Source organism: Tepidanaerobacter syntrophicus (assembly GCF_001485475.2).
GTDB lineage: Bacteria > Bacillota > Thermosediminibacteria > Thermosediminibacterales > Tepidanaerobacteraceae > Tepidanaerobacter > Tepidanaerobacter syntrophicus.
Genome location: NZ_DF977001.1, coordinates 131,513 through 152,621 on the forward strand (window position 1 = coordinate 131,513; position 21,109 = coordinate 152,621).

At 38.0% G+C, this 21,109-nt stretch carries 17 protein-coding genes; all 17 read right to left on the minus strand.

Going from position 1 to position 21,109, the window contains the following annotated elements; translation table 11 throughout:
* Positions 1–29: 29 nt before the first annotated feature.
* Positions 30–1,064 (minus strand): ADP-ribosylglycohydrolase family protein, encoded by a 1,035-nt coding sequence (locus TSYNT_RS05645; protein WP_059032529.1) that lies wholly within the window; start codon positions 1,062–1,064, stop codon positions 30–32.
* Between the two features lie 36 nt (positions 1,065–1,100).
* Positions 1,101–2,039: a pseudouridine-5'-phosphate glycosidase gene (locus tag TSYNT_RS05650; protein ID WP_059032530.1), complete on the minus strand. Its 939-nt coding sequence runs from the start codon at positions 2,037–2,039 to the stop codon at positions 1,101–1,103.
* A 4-nt stretch (positions 2,040–2,043) separates the two neighbouring features.
* Complete coding sequence (locus tag TSYNT_RS05655) at positions 2,044–2,997, minus strand: eIF2B alpha/beta/delta subunit family protein (RefSeq protein WP_059032531.1); 954 nt, start codon at positions 2,995–2,997, stop codon at positions 2,044–2,046.
* A 31-nt stretch (positions 2,998–3,028) separates the two neighbouring features.
* Entirely contained in the window at positions 3,029–4,447 is a 1,419-nt protein-coding gene (locus TSYNT_RS05660; RefSeq protein ID WP_238142647.1) for a PTS transporter subunit EIIC, read from the minus strand.
* Between the two features lie 297 nt (positions 4,448–4,744).
* A complete protein-coding gene (locus TSYNT_RS05665; protein WP_059032532.1) occupies positions 4,745–5,977 on the minus strand; it encodes an MFS transporter in 1,233 nt (410 codons plus the stop codon).
* Between the two features lie 101 nt (positions 5,978–6,078).
* Complete coding sequence (locus tag TSYNT_RS05670) at positions 6,079–8,082, minus strand: sodium-translocating pyrophosphatase (protein WP_059032533.1); 2,004 nt, start codon at positions 8,080–8,082, stop codon at positions 6,079–6,081.
* Between the two features lie 43 nt (positions 8,083–8,125).
* Positions 8,126–8,353 carry a preprotein translocase subunit SecG gene (secG, locus tag TSYNT_RS05675; RefSeq protein WP_059032534.1) on the minus strand — a complete coding sequence of 76 codons (228 nt, stop codon included), beginning with the start codon at positions 8,351–8,353 and terminating at the stop codon, positions 8,126–8,128.
* Positions 8,354–8,600: 247 nt separating this feature from the next.
* Positions 8,601–9,887, minus strand: a complete 1,287-nt coding sequence (gene eno / locus TSYNT_RS05680) for a phosphopyruvate hydratase (protein WP_059032535.1) — start codon at positions 9,885–9,887, stop codon at positions 8,601–8,603.
* A gap of 22 nt (positions 9,888–9,909) precedes the next feature.
* Positions 9,910–11,454, minus strand: a complete 1,545-nt coding sequence (gene gpmI, locus TSYNT_RS05685) for a 2,3-bisphosphoglycerate-independent phosphoglycerate mutase (RefSeq protein WP_059032536.1) — start codon at positions 11,452–11,454, stop codon at positions 9,910–9,912.
* Positions 11,455–11,469: 15 nt separating this feature from the next.
* Positions 11,470–12,225: a triose-phosphate isomerase gene (gene tpiA, locus TSYNT_RS05690; RefSeq protein WP_059032537.1), complete on the minus strand. Its 756-nt coding sequence runs from the start codon at positions 12,223–12,225 to the stop codon at positions 11,470–11,472.
* A 16-nt stretch (positions 12,226–12,241) separates the two neighbouring features.
* Positions 12,242–13,426: a phosphoglycerate kinase gene (locus tag TSYNT_RS05695; protein ID WP_059032538.1), complete on the minus strand. Its 1,185-nt coding sequence runs from the start codon at positions 13,424–13,426 to the stop codon at positions 12,242–12,244.
* Positions 13,419–14,459, minus strand: a complete 1,041-nt coding sequence (locus tag TSYNT_RS05700; protein ID WP_059032539.1) for a sugar-binding transcriptional regulator — start codon at positions 14,457–14,459, stop codon at positions 13,419–13,421. Before TSYNT_RS05700 ends, TSYNT_RS05695 begins: the two co-directional genes overlap by 8 nt.
* A gap of 90 nt (positions 14,460–14,549) precedes the next feature.
* Entirely contained in the window at positions 14,550–15,563 is a 1,014-nt protein-coding gene (gap, locus tag TSYNT_RS05705; RefSeq protein WP_059032540.1) for a type I glyceraldehyde-3-phosphate dehydrogenase, read from the minus strand.
* Positions 15,564–15,765: 202 nt separating this feature from the next.
* Positions 15,766–17,169, minus strand: a complete 1,404-nt coding sequence (gene rpoN / locus TSYNT_RS05710) for an RNA polymerase factor sigma-54 (RefSeq protein ID WP_059032541.1) — start codon at positions 17,167–17,169, stop codon at positions 15,766–15,768.
* 254 nt (positions 17,170–17,423) lie between these two features.
* Entirely contained in the window at positions 17,424–18,440 is a 1,017-nt protein-coding gene (locus TSYNT_RS05715; RefSeq protein WP_059032542.1) for an aspartate-semialdehyde dehydrogenase, read from the minus strand.
* Between the two features lie 313 nt (positions 18,441–18,753).
* On the minus strand, positions 18,754–19,929 hold the full coding sequence (locus TSYNT_RS05720) for an aspartate kinase (RefSeq protein WP_059032543.1): 1,176 nt from the start codon (positions 19,927–19,929) through the stop codon (positions 18,754–18,756).
* Positions 19,930–19,951: 22 nt separating this feature from the next.
* Entirely contained in the window at positions 19,952–20,965 is a 1,014-nt protein-coding gene (locus TSYNT_RS05725; RefSeq protein ID WP_059032544.1) for an aspartate-semialdehyde dehydrogenase, read from the minus strand.
* Positions 20,966–21,109 lie beyond the last annotated feature (144 nt).

Here is a 21,109-nt window from a genome sequence, read left to right on the forward strand (position 1 = left end):
TAAAATCCTCCATTGCTCGAGAATCTATTTCACTTTTTAATTCTCTCAAATATTTGATTTGCTAAATACTCAAAATTTATATCTGGATTAGCTTTCCTTAACTCTATATAAATATTATCCGGTATTGAATCAATTCCACTTAGCGCTCCGGATATTGAGCACGAAATAGCAGCTACAGTATCTGTATCATTCCCCATTGTTGCGCAAACACTAGCGGATTTTATTGGATCTCCATTAACACCTACAAAAACACCAATAGCTGCAGGAACCGCTTCAACAACCGGCATGCCACAACCTATATTTTGGCTTATCATCATACATATTTCTTCTAAGGTATCACATTTTAAAGCTAGCATGGCACTTAGTTTTATACGAGAGGCAATACTGCTGCCCGGTACAACTTTTGCAATTCTTTTACCGATTATTAAGCCTTGTTCTGCGCCGTATAAAGCAGATTTATAAACTGAAATAGGATTGGCAGTTGGCGTTAAAGCATTGGAAATAGCAGCGGCTACAGAACATGCCCCAGACATAGCAAGAGTTGTAGCATGAGTTGGTTGACAAATCATACAGGCATCTCTAATTGCTGCATCTAGATTACCTGGGTTAAATAAACCTGCTGGTGCTATTTTCATCGCGCATCCATTTGAAGTTCCTATTCCTACCTCCTGCGCTAAATTTCTTCCTACTTCTATAGGATCTGTGCCCTTCCGAAATTCTTCAATAGCCTTCCTTGTCGTTGGTCCTGCAAACCTTTTAAAATCATCTTCATTATCTGCCCATTTTAAAAGCGCTCGAGCAACTGCTTCAGCTATTATATCCCCGTTTTCGTCTTCAAGATAAGCATTTATTATTCCAACTGTTTGACCTGTATCATCAGTAATTTGACCAGCTCTTCTGCCACATGAAAATGGTCTGTCAACATCTGGCGGATAAAAATGATCTATCAAGCCACCAAATTTTTTCATAATTTGTTCCATAGTCATTTGTTCGCTAGCAGTACCAAATGCATCTCCAACAGCGCAACCAACTATACAGCCAAGTATTTTTTCGAACAACTCCAATTGAGATAAGCCTCCTTCGAGTTTTTATCTTAACTATTATAGGCAATTAGCAGGTAGCTTTGAATAGGCTGCGGCTATTCTTGAACCTATTTTAGCATTATTGTAGACTAATTGTAAGTTAGCTTCAAGGCTTTTGCCTTCAGTCTTCTCAACTATGCGTTTTAGCAGAAAGGGTGTTAAATCCTTTCCTTTTACTCCTAATTTCTCACTTTCTTCTATTGCTTCGTCTATAATAGAATCTATATACTCTTTATCTAATGAGCTTTCTTCGGGTATAGGATTAGCTACTAATATACCGCCCTTTAGTTTTAGCGTATCTTGGACATATACTAATTTTGCAATTTCCTCTACACTATCTAATCGCAAATTTAACTTAAGACCGCTATTGCGAGTGAAAAAAGCTGGCAGTTCATCTGTTTTAAAGCCTATCACAGGAACTCCCTTTGTTTCTAAATATTCTAATGTGCGTGGCAAATCTAGAATGGATTTAGCACCGGCACAAATAACAGTAACAGGTGTTTGAGCCAGTTCTTCTAAATCTGCAGACACATCTAGTGTTTTTTCGTATTCCCTATGAACGCCACCTATACCGCCAGTTACAAAAAATTTTATTCCAGCCATATTGGCACACAGCATCGTAGCAGCTACTGTTGTTGCCCCTACACCTTTTGAAGCAATCACCGCTGCAATATCCCTTCGCGATACTTTTGCAATATCAGAATTTGTTGCTAGAATCTTTAGATCTTCTTCATTTATCCCTATTTTAATCTTACCATCCATAATTGCTATCGTTGCAGGAATTGCACCATTTTCTCGAACAATTTCTTCAACCTTATGAGCCATTTCTATATTTTGAGGATATGGCATTCCATGAGAAATTATAGTCGATTCAAGTGCAACAACTGGTAGATGATTATTGATTGCATCTTTTATTTCTTGATTAAACTCTACAAAATTGTTGTAATTAGTCTTCATTTTGTTATTCCATCACCTTTCCTTCGAGTTTACTCCAAAAACCAGCTATTTGAGCAGGAGATACTATGCCATATTCACATATAATCGATTTAAGATCTGTTGCAGGCGTTAGATCAAAAAATTGATTAATGATTTCAATTCCATCTAAGCTATCAAAATCTCCTTTTGACACAATTTCAGTTTCCGATCTTCTTTCCAATTTAATCTTGTAGCCATAAAGTGTTCTAAGATCTAGCTTGTAAAGTTCGCTCGCTATATAAACAGGTTTTTTACACAAACAAGCCAATTTACTAATCATAGCAGTACCCATTTTATTAGCCACTGAGCCATCATAGCAAATAGAATCAGCTCCCATGATTACATAATCAGCTTTTGGTAAAAATTCATATATAGAAGCGTCTGTAATATAAATTGCCCTTATATTTAATTTTTGTAAAATCTTTATAGCTACTCTTGATTCTCGAAGCGGCCTTGATTCAGTACAAATTACAGTAAAGTTTTTACCTTTTTCCGCAGCTTTAATAAAAATTTCCATTAATGTACTACTGTAACTATGCATCATAATAATATCATTTTCTTGAACTAAATTTGATCCATATTCTCCTACTCGGCTCACTGCTTCAAAGGAATAATCTATAATATTTGAGCAAACATGGCTAACTTCTTTTTTGACTCTTTCTACATCTTTAACATTTTCTATTTTTTTCAATGTGTTTTTTACTATATACCATGTATTATATATAGTTGCCATTGTTGGTTTCAAATCAATTATCTGTTTTGCTACATCTTCATATCGATTTATCAAACTATCTTTTGAAGAAAAGGTTTCCTGCTCAGAAACCAATTTAAATGCCCATGCCGCAGCACGGCCAAAGGGACTGCCACCTTTTACATTCATATTTCTTATTTCTTCAATTACGTGGTCTGCAGATTTAAACTCGATATCTTTTACTTCCATATTTTTCACCTTCCTATAATTCTTATAATTCTTACTCAATTGATTCATCAATTCCAAAAATATATGTCAAAACAAAAGTTACCAACGCTCCTACTAAGACCCCAGTTAATAAACCGCTAAAACCAGGTCCTAAGTATGCTGGGATTGTATATAAACTAAATGCAACTGGCGCAGTTGTACCTGCGTGGCTTGCACCTGTTATAGCACCTCCTATAGCACCACCTATGCAAACAAACAGAAAAGGTTTTTTATACTTAAGGTTAACCCCATACATTACCGGTTCAATTACGCTTCCAGCAAAAAAACTAGTTAAGCTTAAGGCAAAAGCATTTCTCTTTATTTCAGGATTCTTTGCTTTTAGTGAAACAGCTAGTCCTGCGGCAATTTGGCAGATTAAGCTCGGCGCATGTGTCATTATTACCGTATCTCTGCCAAATCTAGCAATATTGGGAACAGTAATCATCGACAGCAAAACTATATGCATGCCAAAAATAATGAGAATTTGCCATACTCCTCCAATTAATGCCCCGGCTAGAATCGGACTGAATGCATATAAACTTGTAAAAAGTGAAGAAAGAGCATTGCCACCCCATACGCCAATGGGACCTAAGAATAAAATTGTAAGAGGAACTATTATTAATGCACTTAAAAAAGGTATTGCTATACTGTGTGAAGCTTTGGGAAGATATTTCTTTAATATTTGTTCAAATTTTGAAAGAAAATAAATAGCTAATATTGCCGGTATAACAGAACAAGGATAATAAACATTTGTTACTTTAATCCCTAGGAATGTCACTTGCTCCATCGTTGCAAATAAGTTACTAAATTTAGGATTGATCAAAACACACAAAATCATCAGCGATACTGCAATATTTGTCTGGAATTTTTTAGCTGCTGACCAACCGATAATTATAGGGAAGAAGTCATATAGCGTGTCCGCAATAATATTTAGAATTTGATATGTTGAATTGTCGGTAGGTACTTTAAAAACAACACTTAAAAGAACGCAAAATGTTTTTATGAATCCTGAAGCAACTAGTGCAGGAATAACAGGTGTTACAATTTCTGACAGAGTTGTTAAAAATAAATCAAGATACTTTTTTACAGTTCCTTTTTCTTCGGTTTTTTTAGAGGAATCTTCGGCAATAGCTGAATATCCTTCATCTTTGCCGTCTATACTTTCTTTTTGCATTGAAAGAATTTCTCGATAAACTTCGTCTACGATTCCCCCTAAGACTATTTGATATTGGTCACCCAACTTAATGACTTGGAGGACACCCGGTAATTTTTTGAGCTGTTCCACGTTTACCTTAGAATCGTTTTTTGCAACAAATCTTAGTCTTGTCATGCAGTAAGAGATATTGTGAATGTTAGAAGAGCCGCCAATGTTTTCTAAAATCTCTTTTGCAAGTTCTTTATTGTTGTTGGACATTAAAACACTTCCTTTCATTGTTTTTAATATTTTTTTGTTATAAACAAAAAGAGCCGGAAAAGAATATGCTTTTTTACATATCCTTTCCCAGCTCATGCCTGCAAAACAGTAACACGCTGGTTAAATATCGCTAATATTTTTTATTTAGTTGACTGCTGAACTATGTTTAGTATAGCAGGGATTTTTGTATAGTTCAAGTCTTTTTTTAGATATCCTCATTCTGCAAAATGCTGACTGCTACTCGGGCCTGAAACGATTTTTTATCTTAAATACGGTTTTTGTAAGGGTCTTGACAAATTCTTAAAGAGAAGTTTGCTATAGTTCTTCAACCTTTATATTTTTCTTTTTGCTCCAAAAATATATGATTATAGCTGAAGCAAGCCCGATTATCCCTGATATCAAAAATGTCATACCGGCACCATAATGTTCGGATAATGTGCCTGCATACATAGAACCAACGGTTGTCATGCCCGAAAACACTAATGTGTAAAAGCTCATAACACGTCCTCTTATATAATCCTCTGAATTTATTTGAATAATTGAGTTGCAAGATGCAGTAAATGTTATCATGAAAAATCCTGTAAGTGCCAGAAAAACCATTGAAAGATAATAATTATGCATCATGCCTAGAATTCCTTGAAATAGTGAAAGGCCGGCTGCTCCAAGGAATAGTATTCCCATTTTAGGTTCTGAGCCTGCTGTTGCAGCAAGTGTCAAAGCGCCTGTCAAAGCGCCAATTCCCATAGCTGCCATAAGGGTTCCATACTGAGATGCTTCCATTCCCAAGTCTATCTTGGTAAAGACAGGAACAAGCACATTAAAATTCATCGTAAATACGTTTATAAGGAGCATAAGGAGCATTGGAACATAGATATTTGGTGTCTTAAATACATATTTGACTCCTTCTGTCATGTCGTGAATAACAGTTGCATTAGTTCTGCTGTTTTGCCTTTTTTCTTTTACATCCATTAACAGCAAACCTGTTATAACAGCGATATATGATATTCCGTTTAACAAAAAGCATAATCCTATGCCTAAATACCCTATAAGTATGCCAGCGACTGCAGGGCCAATTATACGAGCCAGGTTGAATACAGATGAATTTAGAGCTATTGCATTTAATAAATCATCCTTTCCTACAAGATCTATCATTAGAGCCTGCCTTGCGGGATTGTCTATGCTGTTTAGTGCTCCTAGAATTAAAGCCGTGATGGCTATGTGCCAATACTGCGCTTTGCCGGAAAATGTAAGAATCGAAAGAGTAAATGCAACAATCATTAGTCCTATTTGAGTAAATATAACTAGTTTTCTTTTGGGGAATCTATCAACGTATACACCTGCAAAAAGCGCCAGGAATAACACAGGTAAGGTTTGTAATGTTGTTATAAAACCTAAAAGGAAGGGAGAGTTTGTAAGCTTGAGGATAAGCCATGCCTGCCCAATATTTTGCATCCATGTGCCTATCAATGATATGCACTGGCCGAGCCAAAAAAGTCGAAAGTTCCGGTGGGTAAGCGCCGGAAATGATAACTTAAGTCTTGTTATCAAGTTCGTAGTATGTCACCTCGTGTAGACCGCTTGACTTTAAAATTTCTAATTTATTTTATACCTTTTTTTCTCATAAGTATAGGATTAAATTTTGTATAATTTTAAATAAATAATGGCGCAAACACGAGAGCTACAATCGTCATTAGTTTTATTAAAATATTCATAGAAGGACCTGCTGTATCTTTAAACGGATCGCCTACTGTATCACCAACAACTGCGGCGGCATGCGTAGGTGTGCCTTTTCCGCCAAAATTTCCTGCCTCAATAAATTTCTTGGCATTGTCCCATGCGCCACCAGAGTTAGACATCTGAATAGCAAGCATAACACCTGTCAGCAGTGCACCTGCAACAAGACCTCCAAGTGCCTCGGCTCCGAGCACATATCCTACAAGCAGTGGCGCTATTACCGCCATAAGGCCAGGTAAAACCATCTCTCTTATGGCAGCTGCCGTACTTATATCCACGCATCTTGCATAATCCGGTTTTGCTTTTTCTTCCATAATGCCCGGAATTTCTCTAAATTGCCGTCTAACTTCCTCTATCATCTGAAACGCCGCTTTGCCTACAGCTTCCATTGCCATGGACGCGAATAAGAATGGAAGCATTGCTCCGATTAAAAGACCTGCAATAACGCTTGCGTCTAATAAGTTTATTCCATTATCCAATCCAACTGCAGTAGTATAAGCCGAAAACAAAGCAAGAGCGGTAAGCGCAGCGGACCCTATCGCAAATCCCTTTCCTATCGCAGCTGTAGTATTGCCTACAGAGTCAAGTTTATCGGTGATTTTGCGAACATCTTCCGGAAGTTCCGCCATTTCAGCTATTCCACCGGCATTGTCTGCAATAGGACCATATGCATCAACTGCCACAGTCATTCCTGTGGTCGATAGCATCCCTATAGCTGCCAATGCTATACCATAGAGTCCTGAAAATTTGTATGAAATAAGAATAGAAGCCACGATGAACAGTACCGGGAGTGCTGTTGATTTCATTCCCACTGCAAGACCTGATATGATATTTGTTGCAGCACCAGTCTGCGAAGATTTTGCAATTTCTTTCACAGGAGGGTAGTCAGACGAAGTATAATATTCGGTAACGATACCAATAACACTGCCGACAACTATACCTGACGCTGCTGCAAAAAATGCATTCAGTTCTCCTAAAATCATCTTGCTTAAAAAATAGGTGAAAATCATTGATGCGATTGCGCTTATAAAAGTCCCATTTGTAAGAGCTTTTTGAGGATTGGCGCCGCTTGCTAAATTTACAAAAAATACCCCTATAATTGCACTTAAAATTCCCGCCGCAGCAAGCACAAGGGGAAAAACAATTCCCTTTATGCCAAAAGCCTGACCTGTTACATTGGATACTGCCACAGCTCCTATAGCCATTCCTGAAACAATTGAGCCTACATAAGATTCAAAAAGATCAGCTCCCATTCCTGCTACATCGCCTACATTATCGCCCACATTATCTGCTATAACAGCTGGATTTCTAGGATCATCTTCAGGAATGCCTGCTTCAACCTTTCCTACTAAGTCAGCTCCCACGTCGGCAGCTTTAGTATATATTCCTCCGCCAACCCTTGCAAACAATGCAATCGAGCTTGCGCCCAAGGCAAAACCGTTAATTACGTCAAAACTTTTAACATCCGCAGGATTTCCAAAAAGGCAGTACATTATACCTAATCCCAAAAGACCCAATCCTACAACTGACATACCCATAACCGCCCCGCCTGAAAATGCTATCCCCAAGGCCTTGTTTTGGCTTTCCTGGGCAGCATGGGCTGTTCTGACATTTGCCTTAGTAGCAACATTCATACCTATAAAACCGGCTAAAACCGACGCGATGCTGCCGCAAACATAACATATGGCTGTCTGCCAACCGATTAAAAAGCCTATTATGCAGAACATAGCTGCAACAAAAACTATCAAAACCCTATACTCCCTCAAAAGAAAAGCCATTGCGCCTTCTTGAATTGCTTTTGAGATTTCCTGCATTTTCTCGTTACCTGCAGGGTTCTTAACTATTCTAAGAGCAAGAACTAGAACAAAAATCAAAGCAACAATTCCCATTATTATAGCCCATATCACCAGATTTTCCATCGTGCAACTACCTCCAATGTTGTTAAAGATTGTAAAACAGGCACTACCTCAAAAATACAATCATTATAACCGACATGGCTAAAAACACAAAAGCAAAAATCTCCGTATATCTAGCTAGCTTATCATCAATTCCTTTTTTCTTGCCAAACAATTTTTCGGCTCCTCCAGCAATACTCCCAGCCAAGCCTGCAGACTTTCCGGATTGGAGTAAAACTAAAGCAATTAGGCCAACGCATATGGCTAAATAAATGATCGTAAGAAAAAGCTCCATATCATTACCCCCTCCCAAATCAATATTAATGATTATAACACACGGTTTTTTAAAAGACAACTCTTTTACATATAAATGTGATATACTATTATTATCATTTTTACAGATTATGCTTTACTATTCATTTAGTAAAATGTAAATCTGGTAATATGGTCCAATTATTATTAAATTAGCCGGAAAGCTCCGGCTAATTTAATCTTATATATGCTGCTCTTATCTTTGCTGTTTGCTTTATATGAAATAATATTTATCGCTTGATATTGTAAAATGCGTCAATTCCGAGATACACCGCTGTATCGCCGAGCTCTTCTTCAATTCTTAAAAGCTGGTTGTACTTAGCTACTCTATCAGTTCTTGAGGGAGCGCCTGTTTTAATCTGACCGGCATTTGTTGCAACTACCAGGTCCGCTATTGTGGTATCTTCAGTTTCGCCGGAGCGATGAGATACTATAGCTGTATATTTTGCTCTCTCGGCCATTGAAATAGCATCTAGTGTTTCGGTAAGTGTGCCTATCTGATTCAGTTTTATTAAGATTGAATTTGCCACGCCTTGTTCAATTCCGCGTTTTAGTCGATTTGTATTGGTCACAAAAAGATCATCGCCTACAAGCTGAACTTTATTGCCAAGAGCATCTGTCAGCAATTTCCAGCCTTCCCAGTCTTCTTCTGCCATACCATCCTCAATAGATATTATAGGATATTTTTCAACTAAACGCGAGTAGTAATTTACAAGATTTGCTGCATCGTATTCAAGATTTTCGCCTTTAAGCTCATATTTGCCATCATTATAGAACTCAGAAGATGCTGCGTCAAGGGCTATATAGATATCTTTCCCAGGGGTATAACCGGCTTTTTCAATAGCCTCAACTATAAATTTTATAGCTTCTTCATTTGATGCAAGGTTCGGGGCAAAACCACCTTCATCACCAACAGCAGTTGAAAGTCCTCTTTCTCCTAATACCTTTTTTAGTGCATGGAAAGTTTCTGCTCCCATCTGAAGAGCCTGAGCAAAACTTTTAGCCCCTACCGGCATAATCATAAATTCTTGTAAATCCACATTATTGTCTGCATGTTTCCCACCGTTTAATATATTCATCATTGGTACCGGCAAAACTTTGGGATTTGCACCGCCGATGTATTTATATAAACCGACTTGTAAAAATTCGGCTGCAGCGTGAGCTACTGCAAGTGAAACGCCTAAGATTGCATTAGCGCCAAGATGCTCCTTGTTTGGGGTTCCGTCAAGTTCAATCAGAAGTTTATCAATCGCTACCTGATCCAGGGCGTCCATGCCGCAAAGTTCAGGGGCGATTATTTCATTCACGTTTTGGACCGCCTTCAAGACGCCTTTTCCACCAAAGCGATTTTTGTCATTATCTCTAAGCTCCACTGCTTCAAACTGGCCGGTGGAAGCTCCTGAAGGTACTGCGGCTCTTCCAATTGTCCCATCTTCCAATACCACTTCGACTTCTACAGTTGGATTGCCTCTTGAATCTAAAATTTCTCTTGCAAATACGTCTAATATTGTTGACATAATAAAATTCACCTTCCTTAGTTTAATGTAATATTAAAGATTTTCCAGTCATTTCTTTGGGCTGGGCAATACCTAAAAGCTCTAACATAGTGGGTGCTATATCAGCTAGTTTTCCATTGGTAAGCTTGTACTTGTCTTTATCAGGAGATACAAGAATAAATGGAACTGGATTGCATGTATGTGCAGTATATGGTTCTCCTGTTTCGTAATTTAGCATTTGCTCGGCATTACCATGGTCTGCTGTAACTATAAGTGTTCCTTCTTTTTCGGCTATCACATCAGCTACCATGCCAACGCATTTGTCTACTGTTTCCACCGCTTTCACAGCAGCTTCAAGAATGCCTGTATGACCTACCATATCTGGATTTGCGAAGTTTAAAACTATAACGTCGTAAATATCTTCCAAAATCTTTTTTATAACAGTATCTGCCACTTCATAGGCACTCATTTCCGGCTTTAGATCATATGTAGCCACCTTAGGTGATGGGATAAGAATTCTATCTTCTCCTTGATAAGCCTTTTCCCTTCCGCCATTGAAGAAAAATGTAACATGGGCATATTTTTCTGTTTCGGCAATTCTAAGCTGTTTGATACCGGCTCGTTCTAAAACTTCAGCCAAGATGTTGTCCATTGACTCAGGACCATATGCAATCATAACATTTTTTATTGTTGCATCATATTCCGTCATGCAAACAAAGAAAACTGGAAAATACCCTTTTTTTCGCTCAAATCCTTGAAATTCCTCGCTGCAGAATGCGTAAGTTATTTGTCGTGCTCTATCAGGTCTAAAATTAAAGAAAATAATCGAATCTCCAGGCTCGACAGTTGCAATCGGTTTATCGGTTTCATTTACTATAACCGTAGGCTTTACGAATTCATCTGTTTCATTACGCTCATAGCTTTTTTCAACGGCTTCAGTCGCACTATGTGCCTTTATTCCTTCACCTAAAACCATAGCTTCATAGGCTTTTTGAGTTCTATCCCATCTTTTGTCTCTGTCCATTGCATAATAGCGACCTGATATGGTGGCAATTTTCCCTATGCCGATTCTTTTCATATAATCTTCGATTTCGTTAATGTATTTTAGGGCATTGGCAGGCGGCACATCTCTACCATCTAAAAAGGCATGAATATAGACTTGGGAGAGGCCCTTTTGTTTTGCCATCTCTAAGAGGGCTTTCAGGTGTTCTATATGACTATGAACTCCGCCATCGGACAAAAGTCCCATAAGATGAAGTTTTTTGCCATTAGTAAGCGCATTGTCCATAGCTGCAGTCAGTGCCGGATTTTTAAAAAAATCTCCCGTTTTAATATCCTGGCTTATCCGTGTAAAATCTTGATATACTACTCTTCCCGCACCCATATTAAGATGGCCGACTTCAGAATTTCCCATTTGGCCTTCAGGTAAGCCAACAGCAAGCCCTGACGCCTCTAGTGAAGTGTTGGGATAGTTTGCAATTAATCGATTATAATTAGGTGTATTAGCGTTTAATATTGCGTTTCCTTCTTTTTTAGGATTTAGTCCCCAGCCATCTAAAATCATCAACATAAGTGGTTTTTTTGGCACTTTATTCAACTCCTGCTACAGATTAAAAGCACAGATTCTATAAAAACTTTCTGGATCAAGACTTGCTCCGCCAACTAGGGCTCCATCAATATCAGCTTCGTTCATAAGCTCTTTTATGTTATCTGGCTTGACACTGCCGCCATAAAGGATTCTGATATTTTCTGCGACGTTTTTAGAATACAATTCCCCAATTTTTTCCCTTATAGCTTTAATTACTTCTTCAGCATCTTTTGATGATGCGGTCTTGCCGGTGCCTATAGCCCATATCGGTTCATAAGCAAACACTATTTTTCCAACTTCAGATGAAGGAATATCCTTTAGTGCTTTTTCGACTTGAGAAGTCACCCATGCCATAGTAATTCCTTCTTCACGTTGGCTTAGGGTTTCTCCCACGCATACAATCGGCAAAAGGCCGTGCTTTAAAGCTGACTTTATTTTTTTATTGACAGTTTCATCAGTTTCTGCAAAATACTGGCGTCGTTCTGAGTGGCCTATGATAACATACTCACATGGAACTTCTTTTAACATTAATGGCGAAATTTCACCGGTAAACGCGCCATTATCTTCCCAGTGCATATTTTGTGCCCCAAGCTTTACATTCGTGTTTGCAAGTTTTTCAGCTGCCGTAAAAAGATTTGTAAATGGCGGGCAGATAACTATATCTGATGCAATGTTTCTTACCTTCGGCAGAAAATTGTCAAGGAAGTCAATAGTATCTTTTCTTGTATTATTCATCTTCCAATTTCCAGCGATTAACGGTTTTCTTGACATAATCAATACCTCCGATTTATTTATCGTTAAGTGCGGCTACTCCCGGCAGTTCTTTACCCTCAAGAAATTCCAAAGATGCGCCTCCGCCTGTGGAAACATGGGTCATAGAGTTTGCAAGACCCAGTTGTTCTACTGCCGCCACTGAATCTCCGCCTCCTACTATAGTTATGGCTTCCGATTCAGCCATGGCTTTTGCAATAGCTAAGGTTCCGGCATCATATGGTTTTATTTCAAATACACCCATGGGACCGTTCCAAACTACCGTTTTTGCTCCTTTGATAATTTCAGTAAATTTCTCTCTTGTCTTTTCTCCTATATCAACACCGATTTTATCCGACGGTATATTCTTTACTGAAACTGTTTCATAAGGCAAGCCTTCTTTTATCTCGGAAGTTACTACCACATCTTCCGGAAGCAGCAATTTTACGTTTTTCTCTTGGGCTTCTTTTAGAAGTGAGGCCGCCAGCTCTATCTTATCTTCCTCTAAAAGTGATTTTCCAATCTCATATCCTTGACTTTTAAGAAATGTAAATGCCATTCCACCGCCGATTAAAAGTGCATCAACTTTATTTAAAAGATTTTTTATTACACCAATTTTGTCTCCCACTTTTGCGCCGCCTAAAATTGCTACAAAGGGTCTTTGGGGATTTTCAAGGGCGCTGCCCATTATTTCAATTTCTTTTTGCATTAAGTATCCTGCGCCTGCGGGTAGAAATTTTGCAATGCCTGCCGTGGAAGCATGGGCTCTGTGGGCTGTGCCAAAAGCATCATTTATGAATATGTCGCCTAGTTTCGCAAGCTTTTTAGCAAATTCAATATCATTTTTTTCTTCTTCTTCATGAAATCTGACATTTTCTAAGAGTAATACATCTTTTGATTTCATTTGGGATACGATTTTTTCTACTTCTTCGCCTACGCAATCCGGCGCCAAAATAACCTCTTTATTAAGTAGCTCTGAAAGTCTTTTTGCAACAGGTGCCAGACTGTATTTTGGGTTCGGCTTACCCTTCGGCCTGCCAAGGTGGGACATTAGAATAACCTTTGCACCCTTGTCGATAAGATAATTTATCGTGGGAATCGCAGCTCTTATACGGGTATCGTCAGTTATATTTCCTGCATCATCAAGGGGTACGTTAAAGTCGACTCTAACGAGCACCCTTTTATTTTCAACATCAAAATCTTCTATTGTCTTTTTATTCATCTTCTTTACCTCCTTCAAGCTCTAATAATTTTCTTGCTGCTCCTTCATCCGTAATTAAAACAGTAGGGCTATGGTATTTTAAAAACGCTTGAATTGCCGGAGCCTTATTTTTTCCTCCTGCTATTGCGATTACAATACGAATGTTTTTTAAGTCTCCTATTGTAAGGCCTACACTGCTGGTCATATGGACAACTTGTCCGTTTTTATTAAAATAAAAACCAAAGGCTTCAGCTACTGCACCTTTTTCTTTTATTTTTTTTATTTCATCTTCCGAAAGACCTCGTCTGCGTCCTATTTCTTCTGCGCCGCCAATGCCATGCAAAAGTATATCGGCACTGCGCACGATTTTTAATATTTCTCGTATGCCGGGCTCATTTATTACAGATTCCATAGTTTCAGGACTCAGGTTATCAGGAACGTAGAGCAGCTTGTATTGAGCTTTAAGCTTTTTTGCAAGCTCTGCCGCTGTGGTATTTGACTCAATTTCTACTTTCTCTCCAAGGCCGCCCCTTCCGGGAACCACAGTAATATTTTCTACGCCCGGTACTTCTTCCATTGCAGGGGGTATCTGCGCCATAGTAGTGCCACCTGTTACTGCAATAACATCGCCGCTATTTATAACCTTTTTTAAATAGCAGGCTGCTTCTTTGCCAAGCTGCATTTTTACTGTTTCATCTTCATCTGAGTCTCCCGGAACTATGGAAACATAGCTGCAGTTAAATTGCTCTTTTATTCGCTGGGCTATGGGATTTAGACCTCTTAAATGATATATAAAATGCTCCAATTTAAAGATGATGTTTTCGCCGGCCGGTGTAAGTTCCATTCCTTTAGGACTAACCTTTATTAGCCCTTGCGTCTCCAGGCGTTTTACCTCTGTCCTGAGCTGCCTTTCAGATAATGAAAGAATTAATGAGAGTGCTCTTCGACCTATGGGCTGGTTAAAATATATATTGCGCAGTATAGTGTAACGATTTTCAATGGCAAGCGATATTTCAGGAGCTACTTGCTGAAGTAGTTTCACCAATTCTTCCATTTAATGTTCTCCTTAAATAATATACAAGCAAATGGCTGAAAATCCCTCTTTAAAGAAAGCAAGAATTTCCAGCCACCGCCTTTTTATAACTTAAAATCCTTTGCTTGCTATATATGCAGCAAGATCCATAACTCTGTTTGAATAGCCCCATTCGTTGTCATACCATGCAACAACTTTTACCAAATCGTCTTCGATTACCATTGTAGATAAACCATCAACAATCGATGAAAGGTCGCATCCCTTAAAGTCCATCGACACCACAGGCTCTTCTGTATATCCGAGAATTCCCTTCATCCTGCCTTCTGCTGCATTTTTTAGTGCTTCATTTATTTGTTCTGCAGTAGCACTCTTGGAAAGCTGACAGGTAAGGTCTACAATGGATACTGTAGGTGTAGGCACTCTAAGAGCAAAGCCGTTAAGTTTTCCTTTAAGCTCAGGAATTACCAAAGCAACTGCTTTAGCGGCACCTGTTGTTGTAGGTATTATATTTAAAGCAGCAGCTCTTGCTCTACGAAGGTCTTTGTGTGGAAGATCAAGGATTCTCTGATCATTGGTATAAGAGTGGACTGTATTCATAAGACCTTTTTCAATACCAAAGTTATCTAATAAGACTTTTGCAACCGGTGCAAGACAGTTGGTTGTGCACGAAGCATTTGAGATTACATGATGTTCCTTTGGATTGTATTTTTCTTCATTTACTCCCAAAACTATTGTGATGTCTTCATCTTTTGCAGGAGCACTTATAATAACCTTCTTTGCCTTGCCTGATTCAATATGGCCTATCGCCTTATCCTTTGATGTGAAAAGGCCGGTAGACTCTATTACTATGTCTGCGCCAACTTCTCCCCAGGGTATGTTTCTTAAGTCTTTTTCTGCAAAAACTTTGATTTCTTTTCCATTTACAACTATTGAGGATTCCTTGGCTTCAACAGTGCCGTTAAAAGGACCAAATACTGAATCGTATTTTAAAAGATGCGCCAATGTCTTTGTGTCATAAAGATCGTTGATTGCCACCACATCGATTTCAGGGTGTTTCGCAATTGCAGCTTTTAAAGCATTTCTGCCTATACGGCCAAATCCATTTATACCTACTTTTATTGACATTAAAAACTCCTCCTTGTAATTTATATTTATATTTTAAAGTAATATAAGGGTCATTTTATGTCCCTTATATATATTTATCGTCCCGAAAAGTCCAAAAAAAGGTTTTTGTTGTAAACAAAAACAGCCTATAAACATATATAATCAACTCTGTAATCTTATTCAACAAAAACCCTTAAAATCCTGCTATGAATAAAAATTTAATTTAATATCTTTTTCTTTTTGCCGACGAGAGAATACCGGCTTCTTCCCTGTATTTGGAAACTGTTCTGCGGGATATTGAAATGCCTTTGTCTTTTAGTATATCAGCAATTTTTTGGTCGCTCAAGGGGTTGTAAGGATCTTCAGTATCGATTATTTCTTGAATCATCTTTTTTATGCTCTCAGATGAAGTAGAAGTACCGTTTTCATTATCAAGGCCGCTTTGAAAGAAAAACTTTAGTTCAAATACTCCCCTGGGAGTCTGGACATATTTGCCGCTAATTGCCCTTGAGACTGTAGATTCATGAACTCCCACTTTATCGGCTATTTCCTTCATTGTAAGAGGTTTAAGATATATAAGTCCATTTTCTAAAAAATCTTTCTGAACTTCTACGATAGATTGTATAACTTTATGAAGCGTCACACGTCTTTGTTCAATGCTTTTTATAAGCCACATTGCCGAATCCAGTCGACTTGACAAAAACTTTGAAATATTTGATTCTTTGTCTTCAGAGCTTAAAAGGGAGCGATAATAAGAATTTATCGAAAGTCTGGGTGAAATTGTATCATTCATTATTACAAGATACTCATCTCCAATTTTTTCAACAACAGCATCAGGGACTATATAGCACACATCGTTAAGTGATGCAAAATTTCTTCCGGGTTTCGGATCTAAGGTAACTAATATATCCTTTAAGTCTTGGACCTCGCTTACACTAATGTTAAGGGACTCTGCAATTTTTGAAAAACGAGCTTCAGCAAGGTCTGTAAGATGATTTATTACCAACTCTTTTATTTTCGGTGCATCGATACCTCTTTGATCAATCTGAATAAGTAGACATTCTGTTAGATTTCGTGCACCAACTCCGGCAGGATCAAAAGTTTGGATGATTTTCAGGGCTTCTTCTACCTCATCTTCATCTACTTTCAAAATCTTTGCAACTTCTTTTGTTGTTATTGAAAGATAGCCGTTTTTATCTATGTTGCCTATTAGGAATTCACCGATCTTGAGGATAGTTTTAGATACAGAAGAAACATGGAGCTGCATCATAAGGTGGTCTTGTAGAGTTGGCGTAGAGGATACAAAATTTTCATACCCTGCCCCTTCTTCTTTTTGCTCGCGCTGAACTCTTATAGGAGTGCTGTTGGCCTCATCCTGAAAATATTCGTCCCAGTCAATGCTGTCATCAGTATTACTATCTTCTTTCTCTTCAGTTTTATCTTCGACTTCGTCAACTTTAGGATCGTCTTCCCCAACATCCAGCAGTGGATTTTCCAGGAGCTGATCTTCTATATATTGATCCAGCTCAAGTGTGGAAAGCTGCAGGATCGTTATGGCCTGTCTAAGTTCAGGCGTCATAACCAGTTTTTGAGTCTGCGACAACTTCAATCCGAAATTCATTTGCATTTTTATACCCCCAAAATAATGCAAAACCCACCTAAAAACAAGAATATATTTTTCTATCTAACATATCTATTCTATAAAAGTAATTATTAATCCTCTTTTTATAATATAATTAAAATACTTTATTTCATTTAATAAATTATCCCAATATGCGGAATCGATATTATTATAGCATAAAGCGTGCCAATTGAAAAGTTTACGGAAAAATTAAAAAGCAAGGATATAGCTTATTACCTTGCTTTTTAATGGAATCTTTGTCATATTAAATTGTCTTTTATCATAGTTTCAGCAATTTGCACTGCATTTAAGGCTGCGCCTTTTCGCAGGTTGTCTCCTACTATCCAAAGATTTAAACCGCAATCTATGCTAAAGTCTTCTCTAATTCTGCCTACATATACATCGTCTTTTCCTGAAACATATATTGGCATGGGGTATTTTAGTTCTTTTGGCGCATCTTCCACTTTTACACCAGGTGCTTTCGCAAGTATTTCTCTGACCTTTTCCACAGAAATTTTTTCATATGTTTCCACATTAACTGCCTCCGAATGGCAATTCATTACCGGCACCCTTACAGTGGTAGCAGTCACCGCGATAGTATCATCTAGAATCTTTCTGGTTTCATGCACCATTTTCCACTCTTCAAGGCTGTAGCCTGTATCATCAAAAACATCAATATGAGGCAATGTGTTAAATGCTATCTGATAAGGATACACTTCATTTTTAATAGCTTTTTCTCCTTCTAAAATAGCTTTTGATTGGGTTTTTAATTCTTCTATTGCCTCAAGCCCTGTACCTGATACGGCTTGATATGTTGAAACAACAACTCTTTTAACCTTTGCCACATCATGAATTGGTTTTAAAACAACAACCATTTGGATTGTAGAACAGTTCGGATTTGCAATTATGCCCTTGTGTCCCCTAAGGTCTTCAGGGTTGACTTCTGGAACTACAAGTGGCACTTCATTGTCTAATCTAAATGCGTTGCTGTTGTCTATTACAACAGCTCCGTGTTTTACAGCTTCCGGAGCAAGCTCTGTGCTTACACTTTTTCCGGCAGAAAAAAGTGCTATATCAATCCCACTAAAAGAAGAAGGGGAGGCTTCCTGGACTTTTACTTCTTTTCCACAAAACTTTATGACATTTCCATTAGATCTAGATGAAGCTAAGGGAAGAATGTTGTTTACAGGAAAGTTTCTCTCTTCTAAAATTTGCAGCATGGTTTGTCCTACTGCTCCAGTAGCTCCGACTATGGCCACATTGTACTTTTTCTTCATTTTCTACCACTCCTTGTGCTTTTATGTATATTTACTTTATATTATCTGATGAGTGCAATCGCTCATCAGATAATATAGGAAATATCTTAATATAATAATTGGCAAAAATCAATAGTTTTATGAAATTTTTCTGTTAAAAACATATTAATTATTTTGTCCGCCATATAAATACATTTGTATTCTTTTTAGAAACATTTAGCATAATATATTCGACATAAAATCCTATTATCCTTTTTTTGCAATTATCTTTTTATTTATAGCAAAGAAAAACTGCCACTATCGCATTGATAAATGGCAGTTTTTTAAAGGTTTATTAGAAATATCTATGGAAAATAATATCTACTGCTTTTGTTGCATCCTTATCATTTATTATAAACTTGCTGCAATTATTTCGGCTTTGATGAATGACAACAGGTATATTATTTTCTAAAAACAGTTCGGTAATCTCTTTATTTAACATTCTTGAATCAACGGTTGACTTGTAAACAACAGAAACTTTAGCTATATCATGATAAAACTCCACATTACTCTTAAGCTCTTCTGCAAGTATTTTAGCCGACTTTTCCTGTTCGCTGTCAATTAATACTATGCTTGCCCCTGCGCTGTCTAAATAGACGGAACCGTCGCAGCTGAGCTTAAGTAGTTTTTCAGTTTCTTTGTCATTATATTTATCCGCTCTGCTAAATTTAGCCTCCACAAGATTTCTTTGAAGGGGTATACCTGAAATAGTTAAATCGCTCTCTGCAGGTCCGATGATAGTGCCGCCGTCTTCTTCAAAAGTAGATTTAACTTTTAAGGGGGTATTAAATTTTTTTGCAGCTTTTACAGCCCTGGGATGAATTACTTTTGCGCCATTATCAGCCATTGCAATAACTTCATCATAGGATATTTTGGAGATAAAAGGAGCTTCCGGAACAATTCGCGGATCGGTAACAGCTATTCCGGGCACATCAGTATATATTTCCACCAGTTCTGCCTCGAGATATCCTCCTAATGCCGCTGCAGATGTATCACTTCCGCCCCTGCCTAAGGTTGTGATTTCTCCTTTTTCTGTCTGACCCTGAAATCCTGCTACAACGACTATATTGCCTTCTCTAAGTTTCTCTTTAATTGGCTTTGGATCAACTTTTATTATCTCGGCATTACCGAAATCCGCAGTCGTTAAAATGCCTGCCTGAAATCCCGTCATTGCCTCGGTTTTAAAGCCTTGTGATTCTATATATGAAGCCATAACCGCAGTTGAAATAATTTCGCCGCATGCCATAATAAGATCTTTTTTCTTTGGAGAAACCTCTCCTCCTCCTTCGGTTTTTAAAAGATGTATTAATGTATCTGTAGCATAAGGATCTCCCATTCTTCCCATTGCGGATACCACAACCACTACATCGTATCCCATATTTTTTGCTTTAGCGATATGGCCCAAAGCAGCTCTGCGGTTTTCAGGGGATTTAACAGATGTTCCCCCAAATTTTTGTACGATAATGGCCATATAGTTGCCCTCCTTTGTTACATTAAATTATGCTATATTTAATTAAGGTCTCTGCAATCTGAACAGCATTTAGCGCCGCTCCTTTTCTTAAATTATCTGCCACAACCCACATGTTAATTCCATTTTCTACGGAAAAATCTTTACGTATCCTGCCGACATAAACTTCATCCGTGCCTGTAAGTTCCGCAGCTAAAGGGTAGGTATTAGAGGAAATGTCGTCTAATACCTTAACACCGGGTGCATGATTTAAAAGTTCTCTTACATCTTCTGCATCAATAGGCTTTTGTGTTTCCACATTTATGGATTCCGAATGGCAGCGTATCACCGGAACTCTAACCGCCGTCGGGCTTATTTTAATATCGTTGTTGTGAAACATTTTGTGTGTTTCATTTACCATTTTCATTTCTTCTTTAGTATAAGCATTGTCTAAAAAAGTATCAATATGGGGAAGGGCGTTAAAAGCTATTTGATGAGGGTAAACCTTTGGCTTTATTTCTTTATGTTCTAAGTATGCTTTAACTTGCTCTTCCAGTTCCATTATCCCTGGCAATCCGCTGCCTGATACAGCCTGATAAGTTGAAACAACAATTCTTTTTATTGTATATTTGTCATGAATCGGTTTTAAGGCAACAAGCATCTGAATAGTTGAGCAATTAGGATTGGCAATAATCCCGTTATGCCAAGTAACATCTTCGGGATTGACTTCCGGAATTACAAGGGGAACTTTAGGATCCATTCTAAAGGCATTGCTGTTGTCTATAACTATACAGCCTTCAGAAACCGCTACAGGAGCAAGATTTTGGCTTGCCCCTTCTCCTGCAGAAAAAAGAGCTATATCCAAATCCTTAAATGCCCCTTTTTCAGCTACTTCAACTTCTACCTCTTCGCCTTTGTAGGTAACTTTTTTGCCGCGGTTTTCCGCAATATCAAGGGGTTTAATTTTTTCGATGGGAAAATCTCTCTGCTCCAAGGTTTTCAACATCTCTGTGCCAACAGCTCCCATGGCGCCTACAACACCCACAGAATATTTTTTCATAACAATTGACCTCCCGGATAAAAATTTATTTTTAAATTCGTTTTTTATATAAAAGCATTTACTAATGTTTGTCTTCATGAGACGGACTTACTATATTTCGATTATATTTATCCTACCGTATGAGGTCAACACATCTTATCCTGT